At 50.4% G+C, this 23,735-nt stretch carries 21 protein-coding genes and 1 riboswitch; of the genes, 10 read left to right on the forward strand and 11 right to left on the reverse strand.

The window, feature by feature from the left end:
• Positions 1 to 105 precede the first annotated feature (105 nt).
• Positions 106 to 1,281 (forward strand): GlmU family protein, encoded by a 1,176-nt coding sequence (locus GWK09_RS10580; protein WP_163693362.1) that lies wholly within the window; start codon positions 106 to 108, stop codon positions 1,279 to 1,281.
• Between the two features lie 85 nt (positions 1,282 to 1,366).
• Positions 1,367 to 2,695: a tRNA (N(6)-L-threonylcarbamoyladenosine(37)-C(2))-methylthiotransferase MtaB gene (gene mtaB, locus GWK09_RS10585; RefSeq protein ID WP_163693363.1), complete on the forward strand. Its 1,329-nt coding sequence runs from the start codon at positions 1,367 to 1,369 to the stop codon at positions 2,693 to 2,695.
• A 29-nt stretch (positions 2,696 to 2,724) separates the two neighbouring features.
• On the opposite strand, the gene GWK09_RS10590 is transcribed toward mtaB, so the two are convergent.
• Positions 2,725 to 3,018 (reverse strand): GNAT family N-acetyltransferase, encoded by a 294-nt coding sequence (locus GWK09_RS10590; RefSeq protein WP_163693364.1) that lies wholly within the window; start codon positions 3,016 to 3,018, stop codon positions 2,725 to 2,727.
• A gap of 173 nt (positions 3,019 to 3,191) precedes the next feature.
• On the opposite strand from GWK09_RS10590, the gene GWK09_RS10595 reads away from it, so the two are divergent.
• Together GWK09_RS10595 and GWK09_RS10600 are read left to right on the forward strand one after the other, a co-directional pair.
• The gene (locus GWK09_RS10595) at positions 3,192 to 3,854 is read left to right on the forward strand and encodes an alpha/beta fold hydrolase (protein WP_163693365.1); all 663 of its coding nucleotides are present in this window, start codon (positions 3,192 to 3,194) and stop codon (positions 3,852 to 3,854) included.
• Between the two features lie 46 nt (positions 3,855 to 3,900).
• Positions 3,901 to 4,860, forward strand: coding sequence for a lytic transglycosylase domain-containing protein (locus tag GWK09_RS10600; protein ID WP_163693366.1), 960 nt, complete (start codon positions 3,901 to 3,903; stop codon positions 4,858 to 4,860).
• Between the two features lie 2 nt (positions 4,861 to 4,862).
• Here the strand turns inward: GWK09_RS10600 and GWK09_RS10605 are convergent, their stop codons facing one another.
• Positions 4,863 to 5,378, reverse strand: coding sequence for a DUF2892 domain-containing protein (locus tag GWK09_RS10605; protein WP_163693367.1), 516 nt, complete (start codon positions 5,376 to 5,378; stop codon positions 4,863 to 4,865).
• 4 nt (positions 5,379 to 5,382) lie between these two features.
• Complete coding sequence (locus GWK09_RS10610) at positions 5,383 to 6,264, reverse strand: DUF6263 family protein (protein ID WP_204260423.1); 882 nt, start codon at positions 6,262 to 6,264, stop codon at positions 5,383 to 5,385.
• A 155-nt stretch (positions 6,265 to 6,419) separates the two neighbouring features.
• Between GWK09_RS10610 and rpmH the strand changes: the two genes are divergently transcribed.
• Both rpmH and carB read left to right on the forward strand, forming a co-directional pair.
• The gene (gene rpmH, locus GWK09_RS10615) at positions 6,420 to 6,578 is read left to right on the forward strand and encodes a 50S ribosomal protein L34 (RefSeq protein ID WP_163693369.1); all 159 of its coding nucleotides are present in this window, start codon (positions 6,420 to 6,422) and stop codon (positions 6,576 to 6,578) included.
• 103 nt (positions 6,579 to 6,681) lie between these two features.
• Positions 6,682 to 9,534 (forward strand): carbamoyl-phosphate synthase large subunit, encoded by a 2,853-nt coding sequence (gene carB / locus GWK09_RS10620; RefSeq protein ID WP_163693370.1) that lies wholly within the window; start codon positions 6,682 to 6,684, stop codon positions 9,532 to 9,534.
• Positions 9,535 to 9,576: 42 nt separating this feature from the next.
• On the opposite strand, the gene GWK09_RS10625 is transcribed toward carB, so the two are convergent.
• Together GWK09_RS10625 and GWK09_RS10630 are read right to left on the reverse strand one after the other, a co-directional pair.
• The gene (locus GWK09_RS10625) at positions 9,577 to 10,116 is read right to left on the reverse strand and encodes a YceI family protein (protein ID WP_163693371.1); all 540 of its coding nucleotides are present in this window, start codon (positions 10,114 to 10,116) and stop codon (positions 9,577 to 9,579) included.
• A complete protein-coding gene (locus GWK09_RS10630) occupies positions 10,113 to 10,484 on the reverse strand; it encodes a hypothetical protein (protein WP_163693372.1) in 372 nt (123 codons plus the stop codon). Before GWK09_RS10630 ends, GWK09_RS10625 begins: the two co-directional genes overlap by 4 nt.
• Positions 10,485 to 10,691: 207 nt before the next feature.
• On the opposite strand from GWK09_RS10630, the gene GWK09_RS10635 reads away from it, so the two are divergent.
• A complete protein-coding gene (locus GWK09_RS10635) occupies positions 10,692 to 11,549 on the forward strand; it encodes a DUF5777 family beta-barrel protein (RefSeq protein ID WP_163693373.1) in 858 nt (285 codons plus the stop codon).
• A 10-nt stretch (positions 11,550 to 11,559) separates the two neighbouring features.
• Here the strand turns inward: GWK09_RS10635 and gndA are convergent, their stop codons facing one another.
• On the reverse strand, positions 11,560 to 12,972 hold the full coding sequence (gene gndA / locus GWK09_RS10640; RefSeq protein ID WP_163693374.1) for an NADP-dependent phosphogluconate dehydrogenase: 1,413 nt from the start codon (positions 12,970 to 12,972) through the stop codon (positions 11,560 to 11,562).
• A 176-nt stretch (positions 12,973 to 13,148) separates the two neighbouring features.
• Here gndA and zwf point away from each other — a divergent pair, with 176 nt between their 5' ends.
• The gene (zwf, locus tag GWK09_RS10645) at positions 13,149 to 14,681 is read left to right on the forward strand and encodes a glucose-6-phosphate dehydrogenase (protein WP_163693375.1); all 1,533 of its coding nucleotides are present in this window, start codon (positions 13,149 to 13,151) and stop codon (positions 14,679 to 14,681) included.
• 5 nt (positions 14,682 to 14,686) lie between these two features.
• Positions 14,687 to 15,397: a 6-phosphogluconolactonase gene (pgl, locus tag GWK09_RS10650; RefSeq protein ID WP_163693376.1), complete on the forward strand. Its 711-nt coding sequence runs from the start codon at positions 14,687 to 14,689 to the stop codon at positions 15,395 to 15,397.
• A gap of 4 nt (positions 15,398 to 15,401) precedes the next feature.
• On the opposite strand, the gene rmuC is transcribed toward pgl, so the two are convergent.
• The 4 genes from rmuC to GWK09_RS10670 all read right to left on the reverse strand — a co-directional run bounded on the left by rmuC (position 15,402) and on the right by GWK09_RS10670 (position 19,855).
• The gene (gene rmuC, locus GWK09_RS10655; RefSeq protein ID WP_163693377.1) at positions 15,402 to 16,757 is read right to left on the reverse strand and encodes a DNA recombination protein RmuC; all 1,356 of its coding nucleotides are present in this window, start codon (positions 16,755 to 16,757) and stop codon (positions 15,402 to 15,404) included.
• Positions 16,758 to 16,816: 59 nt separating this feature from the next.
• A complete protein-coding gene (locus tag GWK09_RS10660; RefSeq protein WP_163693378.1) occupies positions 16,817 to 17,599 on the reverse strand; it encodes an ABC transporter ATP-binding protein in 783 nt (260 codons plus the stop codon).
• Between the two features lie 81 nt (positions 17,600 to 17,680).
• Positions 17,681 to 18,700: a FecCD family ABC transporter permease gene (locus GWK09_RS10665; protein ID WP_239530898.1), complete on the reverse strand. Its 1,020-nt coding sequence runs from the start codon at positions 18,698 to 18,700 to the stop codon at positions 17,681 to 17,683.
• A complete protein-coding gene (locus GWK09_RS10670; protein WP_163693379.1) occupies positions 18,701 to 19,855 on the reverse strand; it encodes an ABC transporter substrate-binding protein in 1,155 nt (384 codons plus the stop codon).
• 69 nt (positions 19,856 to 19,924) lie between these two features.
• Positions 19,925 to 20,137, forward strand: a riboswitch (cobalamin riboswitch).
• Positions 20,138 to 20,202: 65 nt separating this feature from the next.
• Between GWK09_RS10670 and GWK09_RS10675 the strand changes: the two genes are divergently transcribed.
• A complete protein-coding gene (locus GWK09_RS10675; protein WP_163693380.1) occupies positions 20,203 to 22,065 on the forward strand; it encodes a TonB-dependent receptor plug domain-containing protein in 1,863 nt (620 codons plus the stop codon).
• A gap of 32 nt (positions 22,066 to 22,097) precedes the next feature.
• On the opposite strand, the gene GWK09_RS10680 is transcribed toward GWK09_RS10675, so the two are convergent.
• Positions 22,098 to 23,555: a S41 family peptidase gene (locus tag GWK09_RS10680; RefSeq protein ID WP_163693381.1), complete on the reverse strand. Its 1,458-nt coding sequence runs from the start codon at positions 23,553 to 23,555 to the stop codon at positions 22,098 to 22,100.
• Between the last annotated feature and the right edge of the window lie 180 nt (positions 23,556 to 23,735).

The following is a 23,735-nucleotide window of genomic DNA, read 5'->3' on the forward strand; positions in this document are numbered from 1 at the left end:
GGAAATCGCACTCTTGTCCGAAAAAACAGGAGTTCATCATAAACAAACGCCTCCGATCCTTATCGGGGGCGTTATTTTTTTACTTTTGAATTAAAATTCACAGGCATGAATTACGTACTGTTCGACAGTGAAGTAAGAACCTCCCTCCTCCCATTTACCTTTACCAGGCCGGTGGGGGAAATCCGGATCGGGATCCTCACCCTGAGGGAGAAATGGGAAAGACACCTTCGTTCCGAAACTTCTTACCTGGCAGAGGAATACCTTCAAATCAAGTATCCCTTAAAGAGCGGTACAGACAACCTTATTATAGATCCGTCATTTTTACCTTCCGCAGAACTGGTGTCTGCCCTTGGGAATCTCCCACCCGAAACGGCCCTGTTCCGGGAGAAAGCCCTGGTGGCGTACCGGTCTGCAGCGCCCAGATCCAATGATGAAATACAGAAACTGCGGGCGATATCCTGCGAAGTGGAACCCATCAGGATCACGCATACCTGGGATATCTTTTCCCTCAATGGAATAGCCCTGCAACAGGATTTCGACCTGATCACAAAAGGGAGGAAAAGCGCTCCTATCCCTGCCTCTAACCGGGTGATCCGGCCTGATAATATTTTCCTGGAGGAAGGGGCCAGGGTAGAATTTAGTATCCTCAACGCCACCGAAGGCCCGATCTACCTCGGAAAGGATTCTGAGATCATGGAAGGGAATATGATTCGGGGAGCTTTCGCCCTCTGTGAACACGCCGTTGTAAAAATGGGTGCCAAGATCTACGGGGCAACGACCGTAGGACCCTATGGGAAGGTCTGTGGGGAGATCAACAACTCCGTCATCTTCGGGTATTCGAGCAAGGGGCATGACGGGTACCTCGGGAACTCCGTGCTCGGGGAATGGTGCAATATTGGGGCGGATTCCAACAACTCCAACCTCAAGAACAACTATGCGAAAGTGAGACTTTGGAATTACGCTACGGAGCGGTTCGACCAGACCGGCCTGCAGTTCTGTGGCCTGATGATGGGCGACCACAGCAAGACCGCCATCAATACCATGTTCAATACGGGAACGGTGATAGGGGTGAACTGTAATATCTACACCCCGGGTTTCCCGCGGAATTTTGTGCCCAGTTTCAGCTGGGGTGGAGCCACCGGGTTTTCAACCTATCAGACCTCGAAAGCCTTTGAAGCTGCCAAAGTGATGATGGCCCGGAGGGGACGTACCTTTGATGAAAAGGAGGCGGCTATCCTGGAACACGTTTTTGAGATCACTAAAAAGTGGCGTAAGTATTAGGTGCTGAGTGCACTACAGCCGTACTTTTTTTTCAGACCGGAAACAAAACTGTATCTTTGCCACCCGTTGTTCAGGCATGGCGATCATGAAAAAGAAAGTTGGTTTTTACACCCTGGGATGTAAGCTCAATTACTCGGAAACCTCCACCATTGCGCGGAGTTTCACCAGTTCGGGCTATGAACAGGTCGATTTCGAGGAGCGGGCAGACATCTACGTGATCAACACCTGTTCGGTTACGGAAAACGCCGACAAGCGTTTTAAGACCATAGTGAAGAAAGCCCAGAATCTCAATCCGCATGCCTTCCTGATCGCTATAGGCTGTTATGCTCAGCTCAAGCCCGAAGAACTGGCGGCTGTGGATGGGGTAGACCTGGTCCTCGGTGCCACGGAAAAGTTTAAGATCACTGATTACCTTACGGATCTGAGTAAGAATGACCGGGGGGAGGTACATTCCTGCGAGATTCAGGAAGCTGATTTTTACGTTGGCAGTTATTCCCTGGGCGACCGCACCAGGGCCTTCCTGAAAGTGCAGGACGGTTGTGATTACAAGTGCAGCTACTGTACCATCCCACTGGCCAGGGGGATCTCCAGAAGTGATACCCTGGAGAATGTACTGAAAAACGCTGGGGAGATCGCTGCCCAGGGCGTAAAGGAGATCGTCCTTACAGGGGTGAACATCGGAGATTACGGGAAGGGAGAATACGGCAATAAGAAACACGAACACACATTTTACGAACTTGTCCAGGCGCTCGACAGGGTGGAGGGGGTAGAGCGATTGCGCATTTCCTCTATCGAGCCCAACCTTTTAAAGGATGAGACCATAATCTTCGTGGCCGGTTCCCGGACCTTTGTACCCCATTTCCACATTCCATTGCAGAGCGGGAGCAATGCCGTGCTGAAGCGAATGAGACGCAGATATCTGCGCGAACTATACGAGGAGCGTGTGGCAACGGTCAGAAGGACCATGCCTCATGCCTGTATCGGAGTGGATGTCATCGTGGGATTTCCCGGTGAAACCGAGGAGGAATTCCTGGAGACCTATCATTTTCTAAACGAACTCGACATCTCCTACCTCCATGTGTTTACCTATTCGGAACGGGCCCATACCGAAGCCGAAAAGATGCCGGATCCGGTACCTGCAAAGGTCCGGAACAAGAGAAGCAAGATGTTGAGAGGCCTATCCGTTAAAAAAAGGAGGGCGTTTTATGAGAGTCAGCTTGGCACCTGCCGAACCGTACTCTTCGAGGGGGAGAACAAGGAGGGGTATATCCACGGGTTCACGGAGAACTACGTAAAGGTAAAGACTCCGTGGGATCCAGCCCTGGTAAATACCCTGCACCGGGTAGAACTCACCCGCATTGACGAGGATGGGCTGGTGAGGTTTGATTTTGTTTCCGAAAAGGTAACGGCATAAAAAAACCCCCGGTGTGGAGGTTTATGCTTTCAGATCCGGATGCCGACCGGCAACATTTCCTTATACTGCCTGTTCTTTCTCAGAAAACCGGCGATCTGCGGACTGGTAGGTACCACCCTCAGGTTCTTCTCCTGAATATGGTGCAGCACTGACTTTATGAATTCCTCGTGGAACCCATCCGAGGAGATTTCCTCTGGTATAACCAGCTTGGTAAGGAAAACCTTTCTTTCCTGTGACGAATATTCGATCTTTGCCAGATGACCGTCAACCCTTGTCTCGAATTGTCGCAAGAAACTGTTGTCGTTAATGACTATTTGATTCATATAGTTAGTTTTATTATGGTTTCAGACAAAAAAATTACGAGTAATTCGTAATCTGTTTAAGCTGCAATAAAAGAAGGCAAATGAGTTTTGGAATACCCATTTCCAAAAAAGACGGACAACAAAAGTAGTGAAAAAAATGCTAAATTCCTAAGAAATATGATGTTCGGTATAAGATGAGGGAGCGCAAGATACATGTATACATGATGCCAGGAATGGCTGCTAATAAAAGTATCTTCAAGAATATAAGCCTGCCGGAGGATCGGTTTCAGGTTCACCTGCTCGAATGGTTTGTCCCGGAGAAAGGAATGTCCCTGCAAGAGTACGCCTGTAAGATGAACGAACAGATAGGGGAAAAGGATCCCGTCCTGATCGGCGTTTCCTTTGGAGGGATGCTCGTGCAGGAGATGGCCAGGCATATGCCGGTAAAAAAGGTAATCATCATCTCCAGTGTTAAAATGAAATCAGAAATGCCCAGGCGTCTTGTTTTTGCGAAGTATACGCGCATCCATAAACTCCTCCCTACCGGCCTGGTGAACAACCTCGATCTCCTGGCCAAATACGCCTTTGGGGAAACGGTTTCGAAGCGACTCGACCTGTACAGGGAATACCTGGAGGTGAAGGACAAATACTATCTGGACTGGTCCATTGACCAGATCGTAAACTGGTCACAGACCTCATTCGATCCTTCGGTCATACACATACACGGGGAAAAGGATGCGGTCTTCCCCAGACAGTATATCAAGGACTGCATACCCGTCAAAAATGGCACCCATACCATGATCATTCACAGGTATAAATGGTTCAATGAACGTTTACCTGCAATTATTTTGGCTTGAGGAAGTTCTTTATTTATACCTTTGGGTAGCTTCAAAAAACAAAACCATGAAAATCATAAAATCTATCCTGATGATATTCGGTGTGCTCTTTATAGGCAGCACCCTGATCTTTGCCGTACAACAGGGACATCTTTCCTATACCCCTGAGAAACCGGATGCCGTAGTTGTGAATTCCGATAAAAGCGTTGCAGAGGAGTACCGGATAACGGCGATAGAGATCCCGTCCGACCTTAATTTTGCAGGGGAGAAAGTTCCTCAGGACGATCCCGAGATCATGGAAAGGATAGACCGGGAGTTTCTGGTGAACACCTACTGGCAGTCCAATGCGGTGCTGTTGTTGAAGCGGGCCAACAAATACTTTCCCGTCATAGAGCCCATCCTGGCAAAGAATGGCATCCCGGACGATTTCAAATACCTCGCAGTAGCCGAGAGCGGGTTGCAGAACGTGGTTTCACCTGCGGGTGCCGCCGGGTTCTGGCAGATCATGAAGGCAACCGGGAAGGAATACGGTTTGGAGGTGAATGCTAACGTAGATGAGCGTTACCACCTGGGGATGGCTACTCAACTGGCCTGTGAGTACCTCAAGCGGAACAAGGAGAAATTCGGCAGCTGGACCCTGGCTGCAGCCTCCTACAATGCCGGTGCCGGGGCGATCGACAAATATATGGGCATCCAACAGGAAACCGATTATTACGACTTACTGCTCGGGGATGAGACGGGGCGTTATGTCTTTCGCATCCTGGCGATCAAGGAGATCCTGACCCATCCTGAAAAATATGGCTTTGAACTGGGGAAGGAAGATCTGTATGAAACCGTTCCCACTTTTGACGTAAAGGTGAATAAACCCGTGGAGGATTTTGCCACTTTCGCCAAAGAGTACAACATCAACTACAAGATTTTGAAGCGTCATAATCCCTGGCTGAGGGAACCGCACCTGAACAATGCCTCAGGAAAAGAATATACCATTGAGATCCCAGAGAAGGGGTATTATTCCGTGTCCCGCTAAGGTCAGATCTTTTTCATCTGCTGCTGCATCATCTTGATCTGTTCGGCCAGCATATTGTTCTTGTCCAGTTTCTTGGCTTCCTGCAGGAGGGTAGTAGCCTCCCTTTTTCTGCGCTTTTGCATGGCGATACCCGCCAGGCTCAATTTGGCCATGGCCAGATCATAGTCCATGTTGAGTCCCAGTTTCAGTGCCTTGCGGAAGTATTTTTCGGCCTGGGTGAGATTCTTTTGTGAATAGATGATACCGAACAGGTAATGGTAATACCCTTGTTGTTTTGTCGTCAGGGCTGCCTCCGGGTTTTTGATCTTCTCCAACCACTTTTCTGTCCCGTCCATATCCTGTTTCCTCATCCTCAGGAAAGCCAGCAGGATGATTTCGTTCCTGAAATACAGAAAGACAAAGATCAGGGAAAGCAGGATGAGAAAGATCCCATTCCCTATATACCCTTCCACAAATTGGTAGATGGCATATGCCACGATGGCGGCCGTGATGACCAGCTTGATATTTTTATTGAACATAGAGCTATTGGATTAATTCATAGGTTATGGTTGAAGTGATGGTCGTGGGGATCTTCTGATCTCCCATCTGTGCCAGGGTGGAATATCCCCTGGTGACCCCATTCACTCTCATCTTCAGTATAAATCCGGATTTCTTATCCGTGGTGACCCGCGTGTTTTGTGTGCCGTCCAGAACCATAGTAGTAGCAGGCTCCTCTATCTTCACCAGGATATTTGCGATTCCGCTGATGGATACATTTTTAGTGTTTACGGAATCCAGCTTCCAGAGGGTCTCGGCCTTTAGTTTGCCGCTGTAAGAATTCTTCCAGGTGTCGCCCACTTTGATGTTCCTGTCCGGATATATAAATGTCATTTGCTCGTAGCTTTCGGACATAGCCTTTGATCCAAATTCATTCTTAAGGGAAGACCGTAGCATGTTTACCGCAAAGGCTTCCTGCAATCCTGAAGCCCTGACCATCTTGGCGACAATACTGTCGCCTCCTTTGACCTCGAGGATGTCACCGTTGGACTTCATCACGAGGTGGACAGGTTCGTTGAGCAGGCTGTGAAAGATACGGGACTGCACGTTCTCCGGGTCGAGTTCACGGGCATTGACATTGAGGACCTCTCCCTGCATACTGGAAGTCATCTTCATCCAGAGGTCGCGAAAGGTGATGTCGATAGCATAGATATCTTCTGTCTTGCCGGTTACCTTGAATTCCAGGGTCCCGCTAATATCATTGGTCACCTCGTGAGAGGCGCCGTCGATCTCCTGCACAATGTCTTGCCTGGCCACCTGTCTGATCTGAAAGACATCACCCTTCTTAAGGTTGTACTGTAGTTTTTCCTGCCCGTTGCAAAAAGGCATGAATCCCAAAAGAAGGATGGAAAATATGAAGGTTTTCAAGTGCATGTATCCTCTGTTCTCTCTTGCGGCAAAAGTACTAAAAACTATCCTAAATATTTTTCAAATCGATTTGGCAAAGAAAAAACTCTTCGTATATTTGCGCCCAGATTTTGAGAAGGAGCGGAGTCTCGTACTCTGCACAAAAAAAGACAAGCATGAAAAGGACATTTCAACCGTCAAAGCGCAAGCGAAGGAACAAACACGGATTCAGGGAGCGTATGGCATCAGCCAACGGAAGGAAGGTTCTTGCCAGCCGGAGAGCGAAGGGAAGAAAGAAATTAACCGTATCCTCTGAGCCCCGTCACAAAAAGTAAATGATTGAAAACTAGCGATATAAAGGTGTTACTTTTTTAAAGTAGCACCTTTTTTTTGCGCGATAAAATCAGAGTAAAACCACGCACAAATCAAAAGAACACTATGCCAAAAAGAGAAGATCTCAAATCGATATTGATCATTGGTTCCGGTCCCATCATCATCGGACAGGCCTGCGAATTTGACTACTCCGGATCACAGGCGCTCAGGTCGCTCAGAGAGGACGGGATTGAGACCATCCTCATCAACAGCAACCCGGCCACCATCATGACTGATCCTTCTATGGCCGATCATATCTATCTTCTCCCCCTGACTACAAAATCCATCATCGAGGTCCTGAAGAAACACCCCAATGTCGATGCCGTGCTGCCGACCATGGGTGGGCAGACCGCCCTGAACCTCTGCATCGAGGCCGGGGACAAAGGAATATGGGATGATTTCGGCGTGGAGATCATCGGAGTAGACATCGATGCGATCAACATTACCGAGGACCGGGAAAAGTTCCGAAAACTCATGGAACAAATAGGGGTGGGAATGGCCCCTCAAGCCACGGCCACTTCCTTCCTCAAGGGAAAAGAGATCGCACAGAAATTCGGCTTCCCACTCGTGATCAGGGCCTCTTATACCCTGGGAGGGGCCGGAGCCTCCATAGTGTACAAGCCGGAGAATTTTGACGAATTGCTCAGCCGGGGCCTGGAAGTATCCCCCATTCACGAGGTCATGATCGACAAGGCGCTGATGGGGTGGAAGGAATACGAACTGGAACTCCTGCGCGACAAGAATGACAATGTCGTCATCATCTGTACTATAGAGAACATGGACCCCATGGGGATCCATACCGGGGATTCCATTACCGTGGCCCCAGCGATGACCTTATCTGACCGTACCTTCCAGCGCATGCGCGACATGGCCATCAAGATGATGAGAAGCATTGGTGATTTTGCGGGAGGATGCAATGTTCAGTTCGCTGTGAGCCCGGATGAGAAAGAAGACATCATCGCCATAGAGATCAACCCGAGGGTTTCGAGATCCTCTGCCCTGGCATCCAAGGCTACCGGTTATCCGATCGCAAAGGTGGCCGCAAAGCTGGCCATTGGGTACTCCCTCGATGAATTGGAGAACCAGATCACCAAGTCGACCTCCGCCCTTTTCGAACCCACCCTGGACTATGTCATCGTAAAGATCCCGAGATGGAACTTCGACAAGTTTGAGGGATCAGACCGTACGCTGGGTCTGCAGATGAAGTCGGTCGGGGAGGTCATGGGAATCGGACGGTCCTTCCAGGAAGCACTGCACAAAGCTACCCAGTCCCTTGAGATCAAGAGAAACGGTCTGGGGGCAGACGGAAAGGGGTATACGAACTATGACCAGATCATCAGCAAGCTTACCATTCCCAGCTGGGATCGCGTCTTTGTCATCTATGACGCCATACAGCTCGGAATCCCGCTGAGCAGGATACACGAAATCACCAAGATCGATATGTGGTTCCTCAAACAATACGAAGAGCTGCATTTCCTGGAACAGGAGATCTCAAAACACAATATCGAAAGCCTGCCCAAAGACCTCCTGCTGGAGGCCAAACAGAAAGGGTTTGCCGACCGTCAGATCGCGCATATGCTCGACTGCTATGAGAGTGAGGTTCATAAGAAGAGAAGCCTGCTCGGGATCAACCGGGTTTACAAACTGGTAGACACCTGCGCGGCAGAGTTCAAGGCCATGACACCCTACTATTACTCCACTTTTGAAGAGGAGGTGGAGACCCCAGAAGGCGAACGCTATGTGACCAATGACAGTGAAGTGACCGACCGCAAGAAGATCGTGGTGCTGGGATCCGGACCCAACCGGATCGGCCAGGGTATTGAATTCGATTACTGCTGCGTACACGGGGTGCTGGCCGCTGCAGAATGTGGATATGAAACCATCATGATCAACTGTAACCCGGAAACGGTTTCCACGGATTTCGATACGGCAGACAAGCTGTATTTCGAGCCTGTCTTCTGGGAGCATATCTATGACATCATCCTGCACGAGAAACCGGAAGGGGTGATCGTACAACTGGGAGGTCAGACCGCCCTTAAACTGGCGGAAAAACTAGACAAGTACGGTATCAAGATCATGGGGACCAGCTTTAAGTCGCTCGACCTTGCGGAAGACCGCGGCAGCTTTTCCCGCCTGCTGAAAGACAACAATATACCTTACCCGCAATTCGGGGTGGCAGAGAGCGCAGACGAGGCCTTGGAGTTGTCTAAAGAACTCAATTTCCCACTTCTGGTGAGGCCTTCATACGTCCTCGGAGGGCAGGGAATGAAGATTGTGATCAACAAGGAGGAACTCGAAGAGCACGTCGTGGACCTCCTGCAAAAGATTCCGAATAATAAATTGCTGCTAGACCATTATCTCGATGGAGCCATAGAAGCAGAGGCAGACGCCATCTGTGATGGAAAGGACGTGTACATCATCGGTATAATGGAACACATAGAACCCTGCGGGATCCACTCGGGCGACTCCAATGCGACCCTCCCTCCCTTCAACTTGGGAGAGTTCGTCATGCAGCAGATCAAGGACCACACCAAAAAGATCGCCCTGGCCCTGAATACCGTAGGGCTTATCAACATCCAATTTGCGATCAAGGACGATCTTGTTTATATCATCGAAGCAAACCCAAGGGCTTCGCGGACGGTGCCCTTTATTTCGAAAGCCTACGGTGAACCCTATGTGAATTACGCCACCAAGATCATGCTGGGGGAAAAGAAACTGAAGGACTTCACATTTAACCCCAAGCTCGAAGGCTTCGCCATTAAACAACCCGTATTCTCATTCAACAAGTTCCCCAATGTGAACAAAAACCTGGGGCCGGAAATGAAAAGCACGGGCGAAAGCATCCTCTTTATCGACAGTCTTAAGGACGATGAGTTTTACAATCTCTACACTAGGAGGAAGATGTACCTCAGCAAATAAGGGACAGGAAGAAGGGACCTTTACCATTGCAGTGATGTGATCTCAGGACCGGTTGAGTCGGGCTGAGACCTCCACTTGTATCTCCTCTGCTATTTTTTTAAACAGGAGTCTGGGTACCTTGATTTTGTAATCTTCGGTTCGCACGATAAATGTGGTTTCCATGAGCAGGGCTTCCCCTTCTTTATTCACCTTTACGCTCGCAGTAATCGGCCTGGTGACCCCGTGCATGGTGAGGTCACCGCTCAGTTCAAAAGTCCTGGGAGATTCCGTGATCTGATCAAGGTCAAAGGAAGCAATCTTTCCAATGAAATAGGCCTTGGGATATTTGTCTGATTCGATGTAATTTTCGTTGAAATGTTCCTGCATCAACTTCTTTTTGAAGTCGAATTCCCTGACCAGGAGCAGGGAGGCTATCTCCCCATTGTCCTGGATCACCGTGTTCACCTTCCTGTTTACCGCATGGATATCCTCCAGGGGCGTGGAGGCGTCGAAGGTGATCACTGCCGCCTCGGTGCGGTAGGTGTCCTGTCCAGTGATCAGGTTGCAGCAGCAAAATAAAAGGATCAAGAGGGTGGCTCTCATTCGGGAAATCCTTGATTAGCCCATTCTGCGATCAGGGTCCTGGCATTCTGGGCCATCAGGCCATCAGGCGGCATGGGATTAGTGGTACTGTTGATACGGGATATTAATCCCCTGGTTTCGATAGCATTTCTCACCAGTGTCAGGGAGGTCAGGGACATAGGCGCATTATTCGTTGGGGGGTTGCCGTGGCAAGATACACAATTCGACTGTATAATAGGGCGGATGTCATTTTGGTAGGTCAATGCCGTGGGGTCTGGATTTTGGTTGTTCGGTTCATCCGCAGGAGTACCCTCGGAATTATCGCTTTTTGAACAGCCCAGTGCGAGCGCCAATGCTCCGGTTATCATAATGATTCTTACTTTTTTCATAGCTGTAGTGATTTTGTTGGTTGTTGATATCCAAGTGTTTAAAGATAGGATGGGAAAAATTCCATCCGGTTGCGTCTGTACACCGGTGGGTAGATCCGATGCCGGATAAGCGCGGGCAGCCACAGAGGCCTAATTGTGAAATAATTTGTAAGTTTAGAAGAAAAGGACGGGACTTTATCAAAGTCTCTTTATCTAAATCTAACCGCTATGAAAAGATTATGTGTTACCCTGTGGGTAATCCTGTTACCCTTATTCATGACTGCCCAGAACGACCTTTTGTCTTCCATTGACAAAACGGACTCCACTACTATTGCAGAAGCAGCCTTTAAAGGCCTGAAGATCGTGAATTTCGAGTCGACCAAAATGGTGAACCGGAATGAGTTCTACTTTATCGTCTTCCACAGGTTTGGAAGTATAAAGACCGGCCTGGACGGATTTTTTGGCCTGGACTTCGCCAACACCCGCCTGCATTTTATCTACGGATTCACCGATGGCTTCAACCTGTCCGTCTCCCGAAACTCCTTTAACAAGACCTATGACGTCTCCGGCAAATACCGTTTTGTGCAACAAAGTGAAGACTTTCCGGTAACGATTGCAGGATATAGCCAGGTTGCATTCAATACACTCCTGGACGAACCTGTACTGCAACGGGAGGTAGAGCTTGGCGACAGGACCTCTTTTACACAGCAACTCCTGATCAGCCGGAAGGTGAGTGAAAGAGTATCCCTTCAGCTTATGCCTACCTATTTTTACGAGGGGTATGTGGATTATGCTCCCCAGGACAACTCCCAGTTTGCTCTGGGCTTTGGCGGACGGGTAAAACTCTCCAAACGCTTCAGCCTGAATATGGATTACGGCTGGCATCTCAACCGGGCAGATGGGTCCCCCTTTGTGAACCCGCTTTCCATTGGGGTCGACATAGAGACGGGCGGACATGTGTTCCAGCTGCATTTTACCAATGCCCAGCCTACATTTGAGAGTGGCTTCCTAGGCAATGCTATAGGCGATTGGGGAGATGGGAATATCTATTTCGGCTTCAACCTGAGTCGAGTATTCAATTTCTGATTTAAGTGGATCACTCCTCCCATTCCGTGTGGAAAATACCTTCCTTGTCTGTGCGCTCGTAGGTATGTGAACCGAAGTAATCCCGTTGGGCCTGTATCAGGTTCAGGGGGAGCCTGCCTGAGGTATAAGCATCAAAATAGGTGAGGGAGTTCGAAAGGCCCGGTAAGGGTATACCGTGGGTCGCCCCAAAGGCCACCAGGGTCCTTGCGGAAGGCAGGGTGCCCTTTATTTTTTTAGCAAAGTCGGCATCCAGGAGCAGGTTCGGGAGATCGGGATCCTTCTGGTAGGCCACGGTGATATCCGCCAGGAGTCCGGCCCGGATAATACATCCCGCCCTCCAGATCTTGGCGATGGTACCCAGGTCCAGGTCATAACCGTATTCTGCGGACGCCTCGGCCAGTTGGTGCAATCCCTGGGCATAGGTAATGATAAAGGAGAAGTAAAGGGCTTCTTCAGCCACTTTTTCCAGGTCCTTTTTCCCGACGACTTCGGGCTGGGGTCTGCCGTACAGTTTTTCGGCTTTTGTCCGATCCGCTTTAAGGGCCGAAATTTCACGCATACTTACGGCTATATCTATACTCGGGACGGGTATACCCAGGTCCATGGCGTTCTGGGAGGTCCATTTCCCTGTGCCTTTTTGCTTGGCCTTATCCAGGATCTTGTCGACCAGTTGCCCGGAGCCCTGATCGTCCTCCCTGGTGAGGATGTCTGCCGTGATCTCAACCAGGAAGGATTGTAGCCTTCCTTTGTTCCATCGATCGAATATCCGGTGCATCTCCTCATTGTTCATCATTCCTGCCTTGCTGAGCAGGTCATAGATCTCCGAGGTGAGTTGCATCAGCCCGTATTCTATCCCGTTATGCACCATTTTGACGTAATTCCCGGCTGATTTGGGTCCGAGGTAGGCCACACAAGGTTCCCCTTCGTATTTGGCGGCTACAGCCTCGAAGATGGGCTTTACCTCTTTGTAAGCATCGCGGGACCCGCCAGGCATGATGCTGGGGCCTTTTCGCGCGCCTTTTGCACCCCCGGAAACCCCTGCACCGAAGAAATGAATGCCTTTATTGCGGAGGTAGGATTCCCTGCGATCCGTGTCTGTAAAAAGCGAATTGCCCCCGTCTATGATCAGGTCGCCTTCGTCAATATGAGGCAGAAGGTCTTCGATCACGCGGTCCACGATCTTTCCGGCAGGGACCAGCAGCATGATCTTCCTGGGTTTCTGGAGAGAGGAGAGGAAGGTATCCAGGTCCTCGCTGGCGTTCACGCGCTCGAGATCTCCGCCTTCTTCCTTCAGGGCGCTTACTTTATCGGGATCGAGATCATAGCCGTATGCCTTAAATCCTTTGTCGGCAACATTGAGGATGAAATTTCTTCCCATGACCCCCAGGCCAATCAAACCAAAATCGTACTTGTGTTCTGCCATAGTGCTTGTTTTTCGCTTCGGATCGTGTCTTACATGGTCCGGATAGCCCCGTGATTCCCAATGAATATGGGAGGCGGGGTCCCTTTCGATCAAAAGTAATTGAAATTATTAACTTTTAGTACGTACTTTGGACCCTTCTTGGGGAAGAGATCCCCATTGACTTATACAACCAGGAAATGGAAAGAACCGAAAGCCAAATGCTGATCATCTTCGGGGCCTCCGGCGACCTCACGGCCAGGAAACTGATCCCCGCCCTGTTCCATCTGCATTGCGGGAAATACCTCCCCAAGAATTTCCTGGTACTGGGGGTAAGCCGTTCCGAATTTTCGGATGAGGAGTTCAGGGAAAAGGTGGTCTACAAGAGCAGCTACCTGGAAGGGGATATCAAGGAAAAGGGATCAAAAATTGCGGAGGAGTTTGCGGATAAACTTTTTTACCACGATCTGGGGGCCAGTTACGAAGCTTCCTACGTGGCTCTTTCGAAGCGGATAGCCACCCTGAATGAGAAGTATCAAACACGGGACAACTTCATATTCTACCTGTCTACTCCGCCCAACATTTACGAGGTGATCGCCAAAAACCTCTCGGAACAGGGGCTTACGCATCAGGAAAACGGATGGAAAAGGTTGATCGTCGAAAAGCCCTTTGGGTACGACCTGGCTTCCGCCAAAGACCTGAATCACGGCTTGCACAGGTTCTTCAACGAAGACCAGATCTTCAGGATAGACCACTACCTGGGAAAGGAAACGGTGCAGAACCTTCTGGTCACCCGTTTTGCGAACAGTATTTTTGAACCCCTGTGGAACAGGAACTATATACAGCACATAGAGATCACCAATGCCGAGAGCGTGGGGGTCGAGAAAAGAGGCGGATATTACGATGGGGCAGGGGCCCTGAGAGACATGTTCCAGAACCACCTGCTGCAGATCGTTTCCCTGATCGTGATGGAGCCTCCCATAAGTGCAGAGGCCGAATCGATCAGGAATGAAAAAGTAAAGGCCCTTAAATCGCTCCGCATCCTGAGGGATGAAGAGAGCCTGAAGGAAAACATCATTCGCGGGCAGTATCTCTCCGCAGAGATCGATGGTAAAAAGGTCAAGGGATACCGGGAAGAAGACGGTGTAGATCCCGATTCGACCACAGAGACGTTCGTCGCCATCAAGTTTTTTGTGGACAACTGGCGCTGGAAAGACGTGCCTTTTTATGTAAGAACTGCAAAGCGAATGCCTACCAAGGTCACTGAAGTGGTCATCCATTTTAAACCTCCCCACCACAAGATCTTTACCGAATCCGGCATGTTCAACAAGGACAATAAACTCATCATCAGGATACAACCGGATGAGGGTATTCTGATAAAGTTCGGCGTGAAGGTGCCGGGACAGGGATTTAAGGTGGAACGGGCGAACCTCGACTTCTACTATGACAGCCTGGCAGAAAACAACCTCATGGCCGCCTATGAGAGGCTCCTCCTGGACGCCATGCAGGGCGATGCCACACTCTACGCCCGGGCCGATGAGGTGGAAGCCGCCTGGGAGTTCGTCGATCCTATTCTGGAGTTCTGGAACACCAGCAAAGATTCCATGATCTACGGCTATTCCGCAGGGGTCTGGGGCCCTCAGAATGCAGATGACCTCATAGAAGGCGAGAATACCTGGCGCAACCCCGGTTCTAACCTCGCGGATGACCCCGGGTTCTGTGTTATAAATTAAGGAGGATGGAATTGAACATTTACGACACCAAGATTTCAGTAGCAAGGCATTTCGCCGATTATCTTGTAAATAAGATGAAAGGAGCGGGGCCTTATCATATTGCCCTTTCAGGTGGGAGTACCCCCAGGATCCTCTTTGAGGAACTTTCTCATACTGAGAAATACGACATCGAATGGAAAAAGGTAAACCTTTACTGGGGGGATGAGCGCTGCGTACCCCCTTCCGATCAGGAAAGCAATTTCGGGATGACGGAAGATTATCTGCTCCGGAACATCCAAATACCCAGGGGAAATATTCACAGGATCAAGGGGGAGAACGACCCCGAGCAGGAAGCCAAAAGGTATGGAAACCTTCTGGACAGGGAACTTCCTGAGGCAGACGGAGTTCCCGTGTTCGACCTGGTGATCCTCGGGATGGGGGAGGACGGGCATACTGCCTCTATCTTTCCTCATGAGATCGGTCTCTGGGATTCTGACCGGAACTGCGAGGTGGCCATCCATCCGGAAAGCGGACAAAAAAGGGTCACTATCACCGGGAGGGTGATCAACCAAAGCAGGGAGGTGGCATTCCTGGTAACCGGTGCCGGCAAGGCCGACAAGGTAGCCAGTATCCTCGAGAAGCAGAAAGGCTACCGCCAGTATCCTGCAGCCCTGGTAGATCCAGTGGATGGGAAGCTAAGCTGGTATTTGGATAAAGAAGCTGCTTCCGCCCTCTAAACCCTTAATTTAAATTGAAAGTCGTGGGCTCTTCTTCCTGTAGATCGTCGTCCTCGGCCCTTTTTAAGATCTTATCCGGAAGGGATTTCTTGGCCTTGGCTCCCATTTTCTTTAATTTTTCTATACTGGTGATGATGTTTCCCCTTCCTTCCACCAGTTTGTTCATGGCCCCCCGGTATTCGTTCTTCGCTTCGTCCATCTTTTTACCCACCCGGGTGAGGTCGGCCACGAACCCTTCGAATTTATCGTAGAGAGCACCCGCCTGCCTGGCGATCTCTATGGCATTCCGTTGCTGCTTTTCGTTGTTCCACATGGTGTCTATGGTGCGCAGCGTGGCCAGCAGGGTGGAGGGGGTAACGATGACGATGTTCTTTTCGAAAGCCTTGTTGTACAGGGCGGGGTCCTGGTTGATCGCAACCGAAAAGGCGGTTTCAATAGGGACAAACATCAGCACAAAATCCGGACTTTCCATGTCATAGAGGTCCTCGTATTTCTTGGAGGAGAGTTGCTCAACGTGTTTTTGAAGCGATTGTATATGGCTCTTTAGGTGGTTCTCCTGCATCTCCTCTTCTGCGTTCACAAAGCGCTCGTAATCCGTGAGGGAAACCTTGGAGTCAATGATCATTTTCTTGCCATCTGGAAGGTTGATCACCACATCGGGTAAAACCCTGCTTCCATCTTCCTTCTTGAAACTCTGCTGTACGGTGTATTCCCGGTCTTTTTCCAAACCCGATTTTTCAAGGACCCTTTCCAGGACCAGTTCACCCCAGTTACCCTGCATCTTACTGTCTCCTTTGAGTGCTTTGGTCAGGTTTTCGGCTTCCTTGGTGATCTTGAGGTTTTGGTTCTGCAGGTTGAGGAGCTGTTCCCTGAGTGCCGAATGGATGCTGATATTCTCCTTCTGGCTTTCCTCTACTTTCTTCTCAAAGAGCTGGATCTTTTCCTGGAGGGGCGTGAGGATGTGTTTGATGTTCTTCTGGTTCTGCTTTGTAAACTTCAGGCTCTTTTCATCCAGGATCTTGTTGGCCAGGTTTTCGAATTCCTTGGTGAATTTCTCCTGCAGTTCGGCCACTTCCTCTTTTTGTTCATCCAGTTTCTGCCTCAGGTTTTCCAGGTCGGCCTCATTTCGAGTGACCTGCTGGGCCAATCGCGTATTCTCCGTCCGCAGCCCTTCCACGATCTGTTTTTCGTCAGTCAGGCGGGCTTCGAGTTCCTCACGGCTCAAACGGATCTGCCGTTCTCTTTCCTCCAGGGTACTCTGTACCGACCTCCGCTTAAGACGTTCGATGTAGTTCCCCAAAAAAAAGCCAAGCAGACCGGCCAGCAAGGCCAATATTACCCACGTGATCTCCGTACTCATCTCGTTCTCATTTTACGTAAAGATAGGCCATCTCACATAAAATAGGGAGTAGAGACCTGCTAGTTTTTGATTTTGAAAGTGCCTGTCCTGGAATCAAAACCGATCAGGTCTGAGGGGAAAAGTCGCTGGAAGCTGCGATCCTCTATATGCTGGCAGGGCGGTCCGAAATGGTGGCCAGAACTGTCCAGGATAAGCATCTGATCGCAGAGTTGGATGGCCAGATCGATCTCATGGGTGGTATAAATGACCGTCTTTCCGAATTCCCTGGCGATCTCCTTCATGGTTTTCAAAACCTGAACCTTGTGATAGAGGTCCAGATGGGTGGTGGGCTCATCGAGCATCATCACGGGTGTGTCCTGGGCCAGGGCCCTGGCGATCAGTACTTTTTGCAGTTGCCCGTCGCTGAGCTCATAGCATTTTCGCTCCTCCAGCGCTTCCAGTCCCGTCTTTCTAATGGAATCCGCCACAATTTCGGTATCCTCAAGGGTGAGGGTTCCGAGCCAGTTCGTATACGGCTGCCTTCCCAGGCTGATCAGTTCCCTCACGGTGAGATTCCTGGTGGGAAGGGGTTCTGTAAGGACGATACTCAGGGAGCTCGCCAGTTCCTGGGGGGTAAGAGACCCCATGGGCTTGCCGTTGATAAGTACCTCTCCGGATAATTTCCGCTGCACGCCAGCCAGGGTCCTCAGTAAGGTCGACTTCCCGATCCCGTTGGCCCCCACCACAGAGACGAATTCCCCTTGTTTCAGTGAAAAATTCAGGTTCTCGGCAACCGGTATGGGCTTTCCGTCCTTACCCCGGTACCCAATACTCAAATTCGAAATGTCAAGGACGTTGTGCATGCGTTAAACAGAGCTTGTATTTGTGCTCACCTGCGAAGGTAGGTATTCTTCAAAAACTATGTGATCCACCCTACAGCCCATCTAGAAGATCATATTTCGCCTCCTGAGCAACAGCCAAATGACCACGGGAGCACCGACGATAGAGGTGATCGCATTGATGGGGAGGATATAGGAAGAGGATGGGAGTTGTGCGATGGTGTCACAAAGGAGCAGGAGGATGGCCCCATAAAGGACCACTCCGGGGACAAGGATCCTGTGATCGGTTGTATTAAAGAGCTGTCTGGTAAGGTGGGGTACGGCCAGGCCTATAAAGGCGATCGGTCCCGCAAAAGCGGTCACAGAGCCGGCCAGGAGTCCGGTAGCAATGATGATGAGGTTTCTGGACCTGCCTATCCGAACCCCCAGGCTTCGGGCGTAACTCTCCCCAAGCAGCAGGGCGTTCAGGGATTTGATAGTGCTGATACTCAACAACAGCCCCAGAAAGCAGATCACCCCTAAAATAATAACCTGTGAACTGCTCAGGTTTCCCACCGTACCGAAGGTCCAGAAGATATATTGCTGTAATTCCTCTGCCTTGGCGAAGTAAGAGAGTATGGTAACCACGGCCGCCGTGATACTGGCGAACATAAGCCCGATGATCAGCAGGGCCATGGTATCTTTTACCCTCCGGGCAACGGCTACCACCGTCAGTAAAACGAGAATACTCCCAAGGCTGGAGGCCAGGGTAAGGGCGAGGTCGCTAATGAGGACATAGCCAAACGAAAAGATCCCGCCTCCCAGGATCAGGAGGGCAGCACCCAGGCTGGCCCCTGAACTGATCCCAAGGACGAAAGGGCCTGCGAGGGGGTTCCTGAACAGGGTTTGCATCAACAGGCCGCTGAGTGACAGCCCCCCGCCCACCAGGATGGCCGTAAAGGCCTTGGGTAGCCGGTATTCCCATATGATATAGCTCCAGGAATCCTCTGTTGCCCTGTAACCTAAAAGTTCTCCCAGGGTAGCAGAAAAGGGGATCTCCACCGAGCCCAGGCTGATGTTGATGCAGAAACAAAGGATCAGGACAAGGATCAGCAGGGGAAATTGATATGGGAGCTTTCTGTTCAACTATTGAAGAGGCTTAAAAAAATAGGGTTCGTGATCCGGCAGCACTTCCGGGTGAAAGATATGGATAAGGTCTTTGAGGATCAAATCGGGCCTGTTGGGTCCGAGTTCAAAGAAGGTGAGTCCGCCTGTTTTTCCCTTGCTCAGGGCATAGGTATAGATCTTTCTGTTCCGGTAGGGTCTGAATTCTGTATAATGCCGGTTGGCATTCTCGAGCTCCTGATAGGAGGTGAACTGGGAGGGGGATATCCATATGTCTGCCTCGTCTGCCCTGCTGAGGACGCTCTCCAGACCGAGAGAGAGGCTGCCTGTATCCCTGGTGTCATCCCAGAGGTAAGAACCATTGGCATCCCTTATGAATGCGGCGGCCCAGCTATCGCCTCCCGGGGCGTACCACACATCCTTATAAAGGGCCCCACTCATTACGGCAGGGACAGATCCGGCCTTTTTAGCCAGCTCACGTGCGCCGGAATAGGCTTGTGCTATGGAATCGAACAGGGCCTCCGCCTGGTCTTCCTTTTGGAAAAAAGGCGCAAAGAATTTGATCCACTCGGCCTTGCCAAGGGGGGTCTGCTCCGTCCAGTCCCCGTTGTAGACTACCGGGATACCGGACCTTATCAGGGTTTCGTAGGCCTTGTTCCTAGAGGCTATGCCGAATCCCACTACGAGGTCGGGGCGCAGGCTCAGGGTCATTTCAGTATTCATCATTTCGTTCTTCCCCAGGTTGGCAACCGCCCCGGAGTCGACCCGCCCACGTGTGTAGTCCGATGAGATATAGTCCGTACCCGGAAACCCCACGAGACGGTCGGCCACGCCCAGAGCTTCCAGGGCGGGGATATGCGTTGTGGAGGTAACCACCACCCTTTCAACGGGTACCTCTATCACAGCGTCGTACTTCTCCTTTTCCAGGTTGATTGCACCAGCGCTATTCCTTGGGATAAGGGCGTAGACAAAGGGTTCCTCGGCTTCTGGCCAGGGCTGCAGGACGCGTATCACTGTAATACCCCCGGAGATTCGGTCAATCTCAAAACCCCTGGCATATTTTACACGGTGAGAAATGAGACCGTCTCCGGGAGGGCTTTTGGCCTCTCCGGAATCAGGCGCCTTTTCCCTGCAGCTTATAAGGCTAAGGAGCATTATAAAGATGAATATTCTCATTCGGCCATTTTTCGAATTTCAAAAGTAATCTTATTTACCCTAAGTGGGAAGGGAGGTCTAATTTGATTATCTTCGCCCCTGAACAATGGTTGCCGGCCCGTATTTAGGACGGCATTAAAAGGGAATCCGGTGAGAATCCGGAACTGTTCCCGCAACTGTAAGCTCAGTAGGGCCTCCTTCGGGAGGATCTATGTTTGACATCTCTTCAATACCACTGTCTGAGGACGGGAAGGTCGATGTCAAAACGCAAGTCAGGAGACCTGCCAGGTTCAAAATCGAATACTAACTTTCGGGATAAAAGTTTTCGTATGCAACCTCATACGCCATTCCGACAACAGGAATAACTAATGACTGAGAAATTCTGGAAAACCGGTGTGCTTTTGTGCATCGCAACGGGAACCTGGGCCCAGGTTCCCAACACCGACAGCCTTCAAGTACGTCAATTGGATGAAGTGGTGGTGAGTGACACCCGCTTTCCCATCCGAAGGGAAAATTCGGGAAAAACAGTGATCCGCATAGGGCCTGAGGAACTGGCTCTGAACCAGGGGCGTTCCCTGCCTGAACTGATCAACACCAAAAGTGGGATTGAGATCTCAGGGAGCAGGGGCAGGGCAGGAGAAGTGCTGGGAGCCTTTGTCCGTGGTGGTCGGGGCAGGCAACTCATAGTCCTTATAGACGGGTTAAGGGTATCCGACCCCTCTTCCTTTTCCCAGGAATTTGACCTCCGCCTCCTGCCTCTGGACAATATAGCTTCCATAGAGATCATCAAGGGTGCCAACAGCACCCTGTACGGGGCGAATGCTGCTACGGCCGTGATCAATATTACCACAAAAGGAGCCCCTGAAAAAGGACTGGCTGCAAGCTTTCGGTCATCTTTAGGCAGCAACCAGACGGCAGAGGATCAGAGATACCGCCTGAACGCTTTTGAGAATTCTGCCAGGGTGGCGGGGACCACAGCCCGATGGGTGTATTCCGTGGGTTTTGGCCACAGGTATACGGACGGGATCTCTTCCATCAGGACGGAAACAGGGGAAACCGATCCCTTTTCCGCCTGGAATACGGACCTGAAACTGGGGTATCGCATCAGCGATAAGATCAGGACTCAGGTGTATGCAAGTCAGGCTAAACTCAATGCAGCCTACGACGAATCTTTTGGCCTGGCTGATGCCCCCTACCGCTTCATTAGTGAACAGGAAAGGGTAGGTCTTAATACCACACTGTCTTACAAGGAAGGTACTATGACCCTCAATCTGGCCTACGCTACCTATAACTCGGAAAATTTCAGCGCTTTTCCGGGGACCTTTGAGGGAAAAAATCTTATAGGGGATCTCTTTAACAGAGTCCGACTAGGAAACCTTCTTTTACTCTCCGGGGTCAATTACAACCTTGAGCTGATGGAATTTGAGGACACCAGGCGATTCAGCTTTGTGGATCCCTATGTGAACCTGGTTTACCTTGGGAAAAAGGGGCTGCAGCTGAATGCAGGGGGAAGGCTGAACCTCCACTCGGAATACGGCTCAGAATTCGTTTATAATCTCAATCCAAGCCTTACGCTGAAACGGGAGGATGGGTACCTCAAATTCCTGGGCAGTTTTTCCACTTCCTTTATCACCCCCTCCCTGACCCAGCTTTTCGGGCAGTTTGGGGCCAATCCTGACCTGGGGCCGGAATCCAACCGCACCCTTGAGCTGGGTTCCGAATACGCAACAAGCGAGATTCGCGCGAGCGCCGTGTTCTTCTCCAGGAAGGAAATGGATTTCGTCTTTTTCGACAATGCTGCCTTTCAGTACAGGAATGCCGAAGATGATACGAGGGCAAGCGGAGTGGAACTTGAGCTCGACTGGCGGCCCGTTGGGGAGCTGAGCCTCGAAGCGAATTATACCTTTACCGAACGGAAAGGGGATCCCGGGATCCGCATCCCAAAACACAAGGGGTATGTAAGCCTGGGGTATCGTTTTTCGGAACCTTTTTCGATGGCTGTGAGCTATGCCTACACCGGGGCCAGGGCGGATACCGACTTTAATACCTTTTCAGATGTGCGACTGGATGCCTTCTCCCTGGTAGGGATGACGATGAGGTATGAGGCGATTCCCGGAAAGCTGACCTTTTTCCTTCAGGCAGACAATCTTCTGAATGCCTCCTTTACGGAAGTACTGGGTTTCAATACCCGAGGGAGGAATGTCAGGGCAGGATTTGCCCTGAATCTTTAAAAAGAAAAGGCCGGAAGAACCGGCCTTTGTATTTACTTTATAGTGAGATCGATGGGCTTGTCCAGGATCATCCGGTCTTTTACAGGAGTAAAGTCATCCGTGTCTGTAAATGGCCTGGCAGGGCTCCTGACCGTAAAGTCCCGTTTTCCTGATAATCCTGTGATCTCCTCCAGGGCACGTGCCAGGAGGGGTTCGTTGGGATCCCCGAGGATACCCAGGTTTGCAAGGTCTTCTTCCAGAACGATCTCGGGTACAAAGCCGGAGGTGTAATCCGAAAAACCGACGGAGTTCTCGTTCCTGCCCACGAGGGGCTGCAGAGCCCACTGGTTATCGGGGTTGATAAAGGATTCCCTTGACGGGGAATACACATAAGGAGCACCGGACCTTTTGGGGTCGTCTACCATGGTAAGTGAAAATTCATTCTTTCCGGTAGTGGTTGTGCCCACCTGTATGACATCCATATAGGGATCGAGGCCGTTGATGATCAGTTCGCTGGCCGAGGCAGATCTGCCGGTGGTGATGATATATACGCGGCTTAGGTTCAGGGTATTGATCGGCGTCCCTTCCCCTGTTCGGTCCGCGAAATAATCCTCGAGCTGAGAAGCATCAAAGGAAGCCTGGATCTTTGGGTTCCAGCGCTGTTTTATAAAGAGGTTGTTGGTATTGGTGCCGTAGATCATACTGGCCAGGAGTCGCGTGGTATTCACAGAACCACCAGGGTTATAGCGAAGGTCCAGTACGAGGTCCGTGATCCCTTGTGCCTTTAATTGCCCGAATGCGGTATTGAGTTCTTCATCGAACTCATTGAGAAAGCGGTTGTAATAAATATAGCCGATCTTCTGCCCGCTGATATCGAAGGTATTTACAATAAAAATGGGATTCTCCTGGAAGCCTTCGATCTTGGTCAGGGTGACCTCTTTGCCGTTGGGGGTAAAGGTGTCATTTACCAGGTCGGCCATATTAAGGGTATAAGTATCATTCTCTCCAAAAAGGAGGTCTATGTAGTTGTTCAGGTTCAGGGTTTGCCCGTCTACCCCGGTAAAGAATTCCCCTCTGAAAATATTCTTGGATGCTGCGTCCGAGTTGGGTGTGACATAGCGCACATAACCTACCACATTGTCATTGTCCAGTGCGATCAGCCCGAAGCTCAACCCGTTGCTTTTGGAAACCCCGGAAAGGAAGTCCGTGAATTCGCTGTAATCCGAGGCATAGGTGCTGAAGCGATCCTCAAAATACCTAAGCCTGTTGTCAAAAAAAGCGGCGGGGTCAGTCTCCGACTGGAGGAATTCCGTGTATTCCTGGTCCGTGGAAAAGCGGGTATCAGAGAGATTGTCTACCTCGGCTTGCCAGAAATACCACAGATTCATGGACTTCCACATAAAATCCTGTGTGGCCAGGTCCGTTGAGGTCGGATTGACGTTATCATCGTCTTTATTGCATCCCAGGATGACAAAAAACACCCCCAATAGTAAAACCAAATTCTTTTTCATCTTTCTTTTTTTATGGTAAATAGCAATTGACAGTCGGTCACTACCCCAGGTCTTTTTAGTACCTTGGAGGTTAACGGACTATCACGTGTGTAGGGAAGGTTAGTTCCTGCTAAAATAATCAGATCGGGGCGAAGAAAAAAAGAATTGTAACAAAATTCGATATCGGTCGTCTAGCTTATG

Source organism: Muriicola jejuensis (genome assembly GCF_010671595.1).
Taxonomy (GTDB): Bacteria; Bacteroidota; Bacteroidia; order Flavobacteriales; family Flavobacteriaceae; genus Muriicola; species Muriicola jejuensis.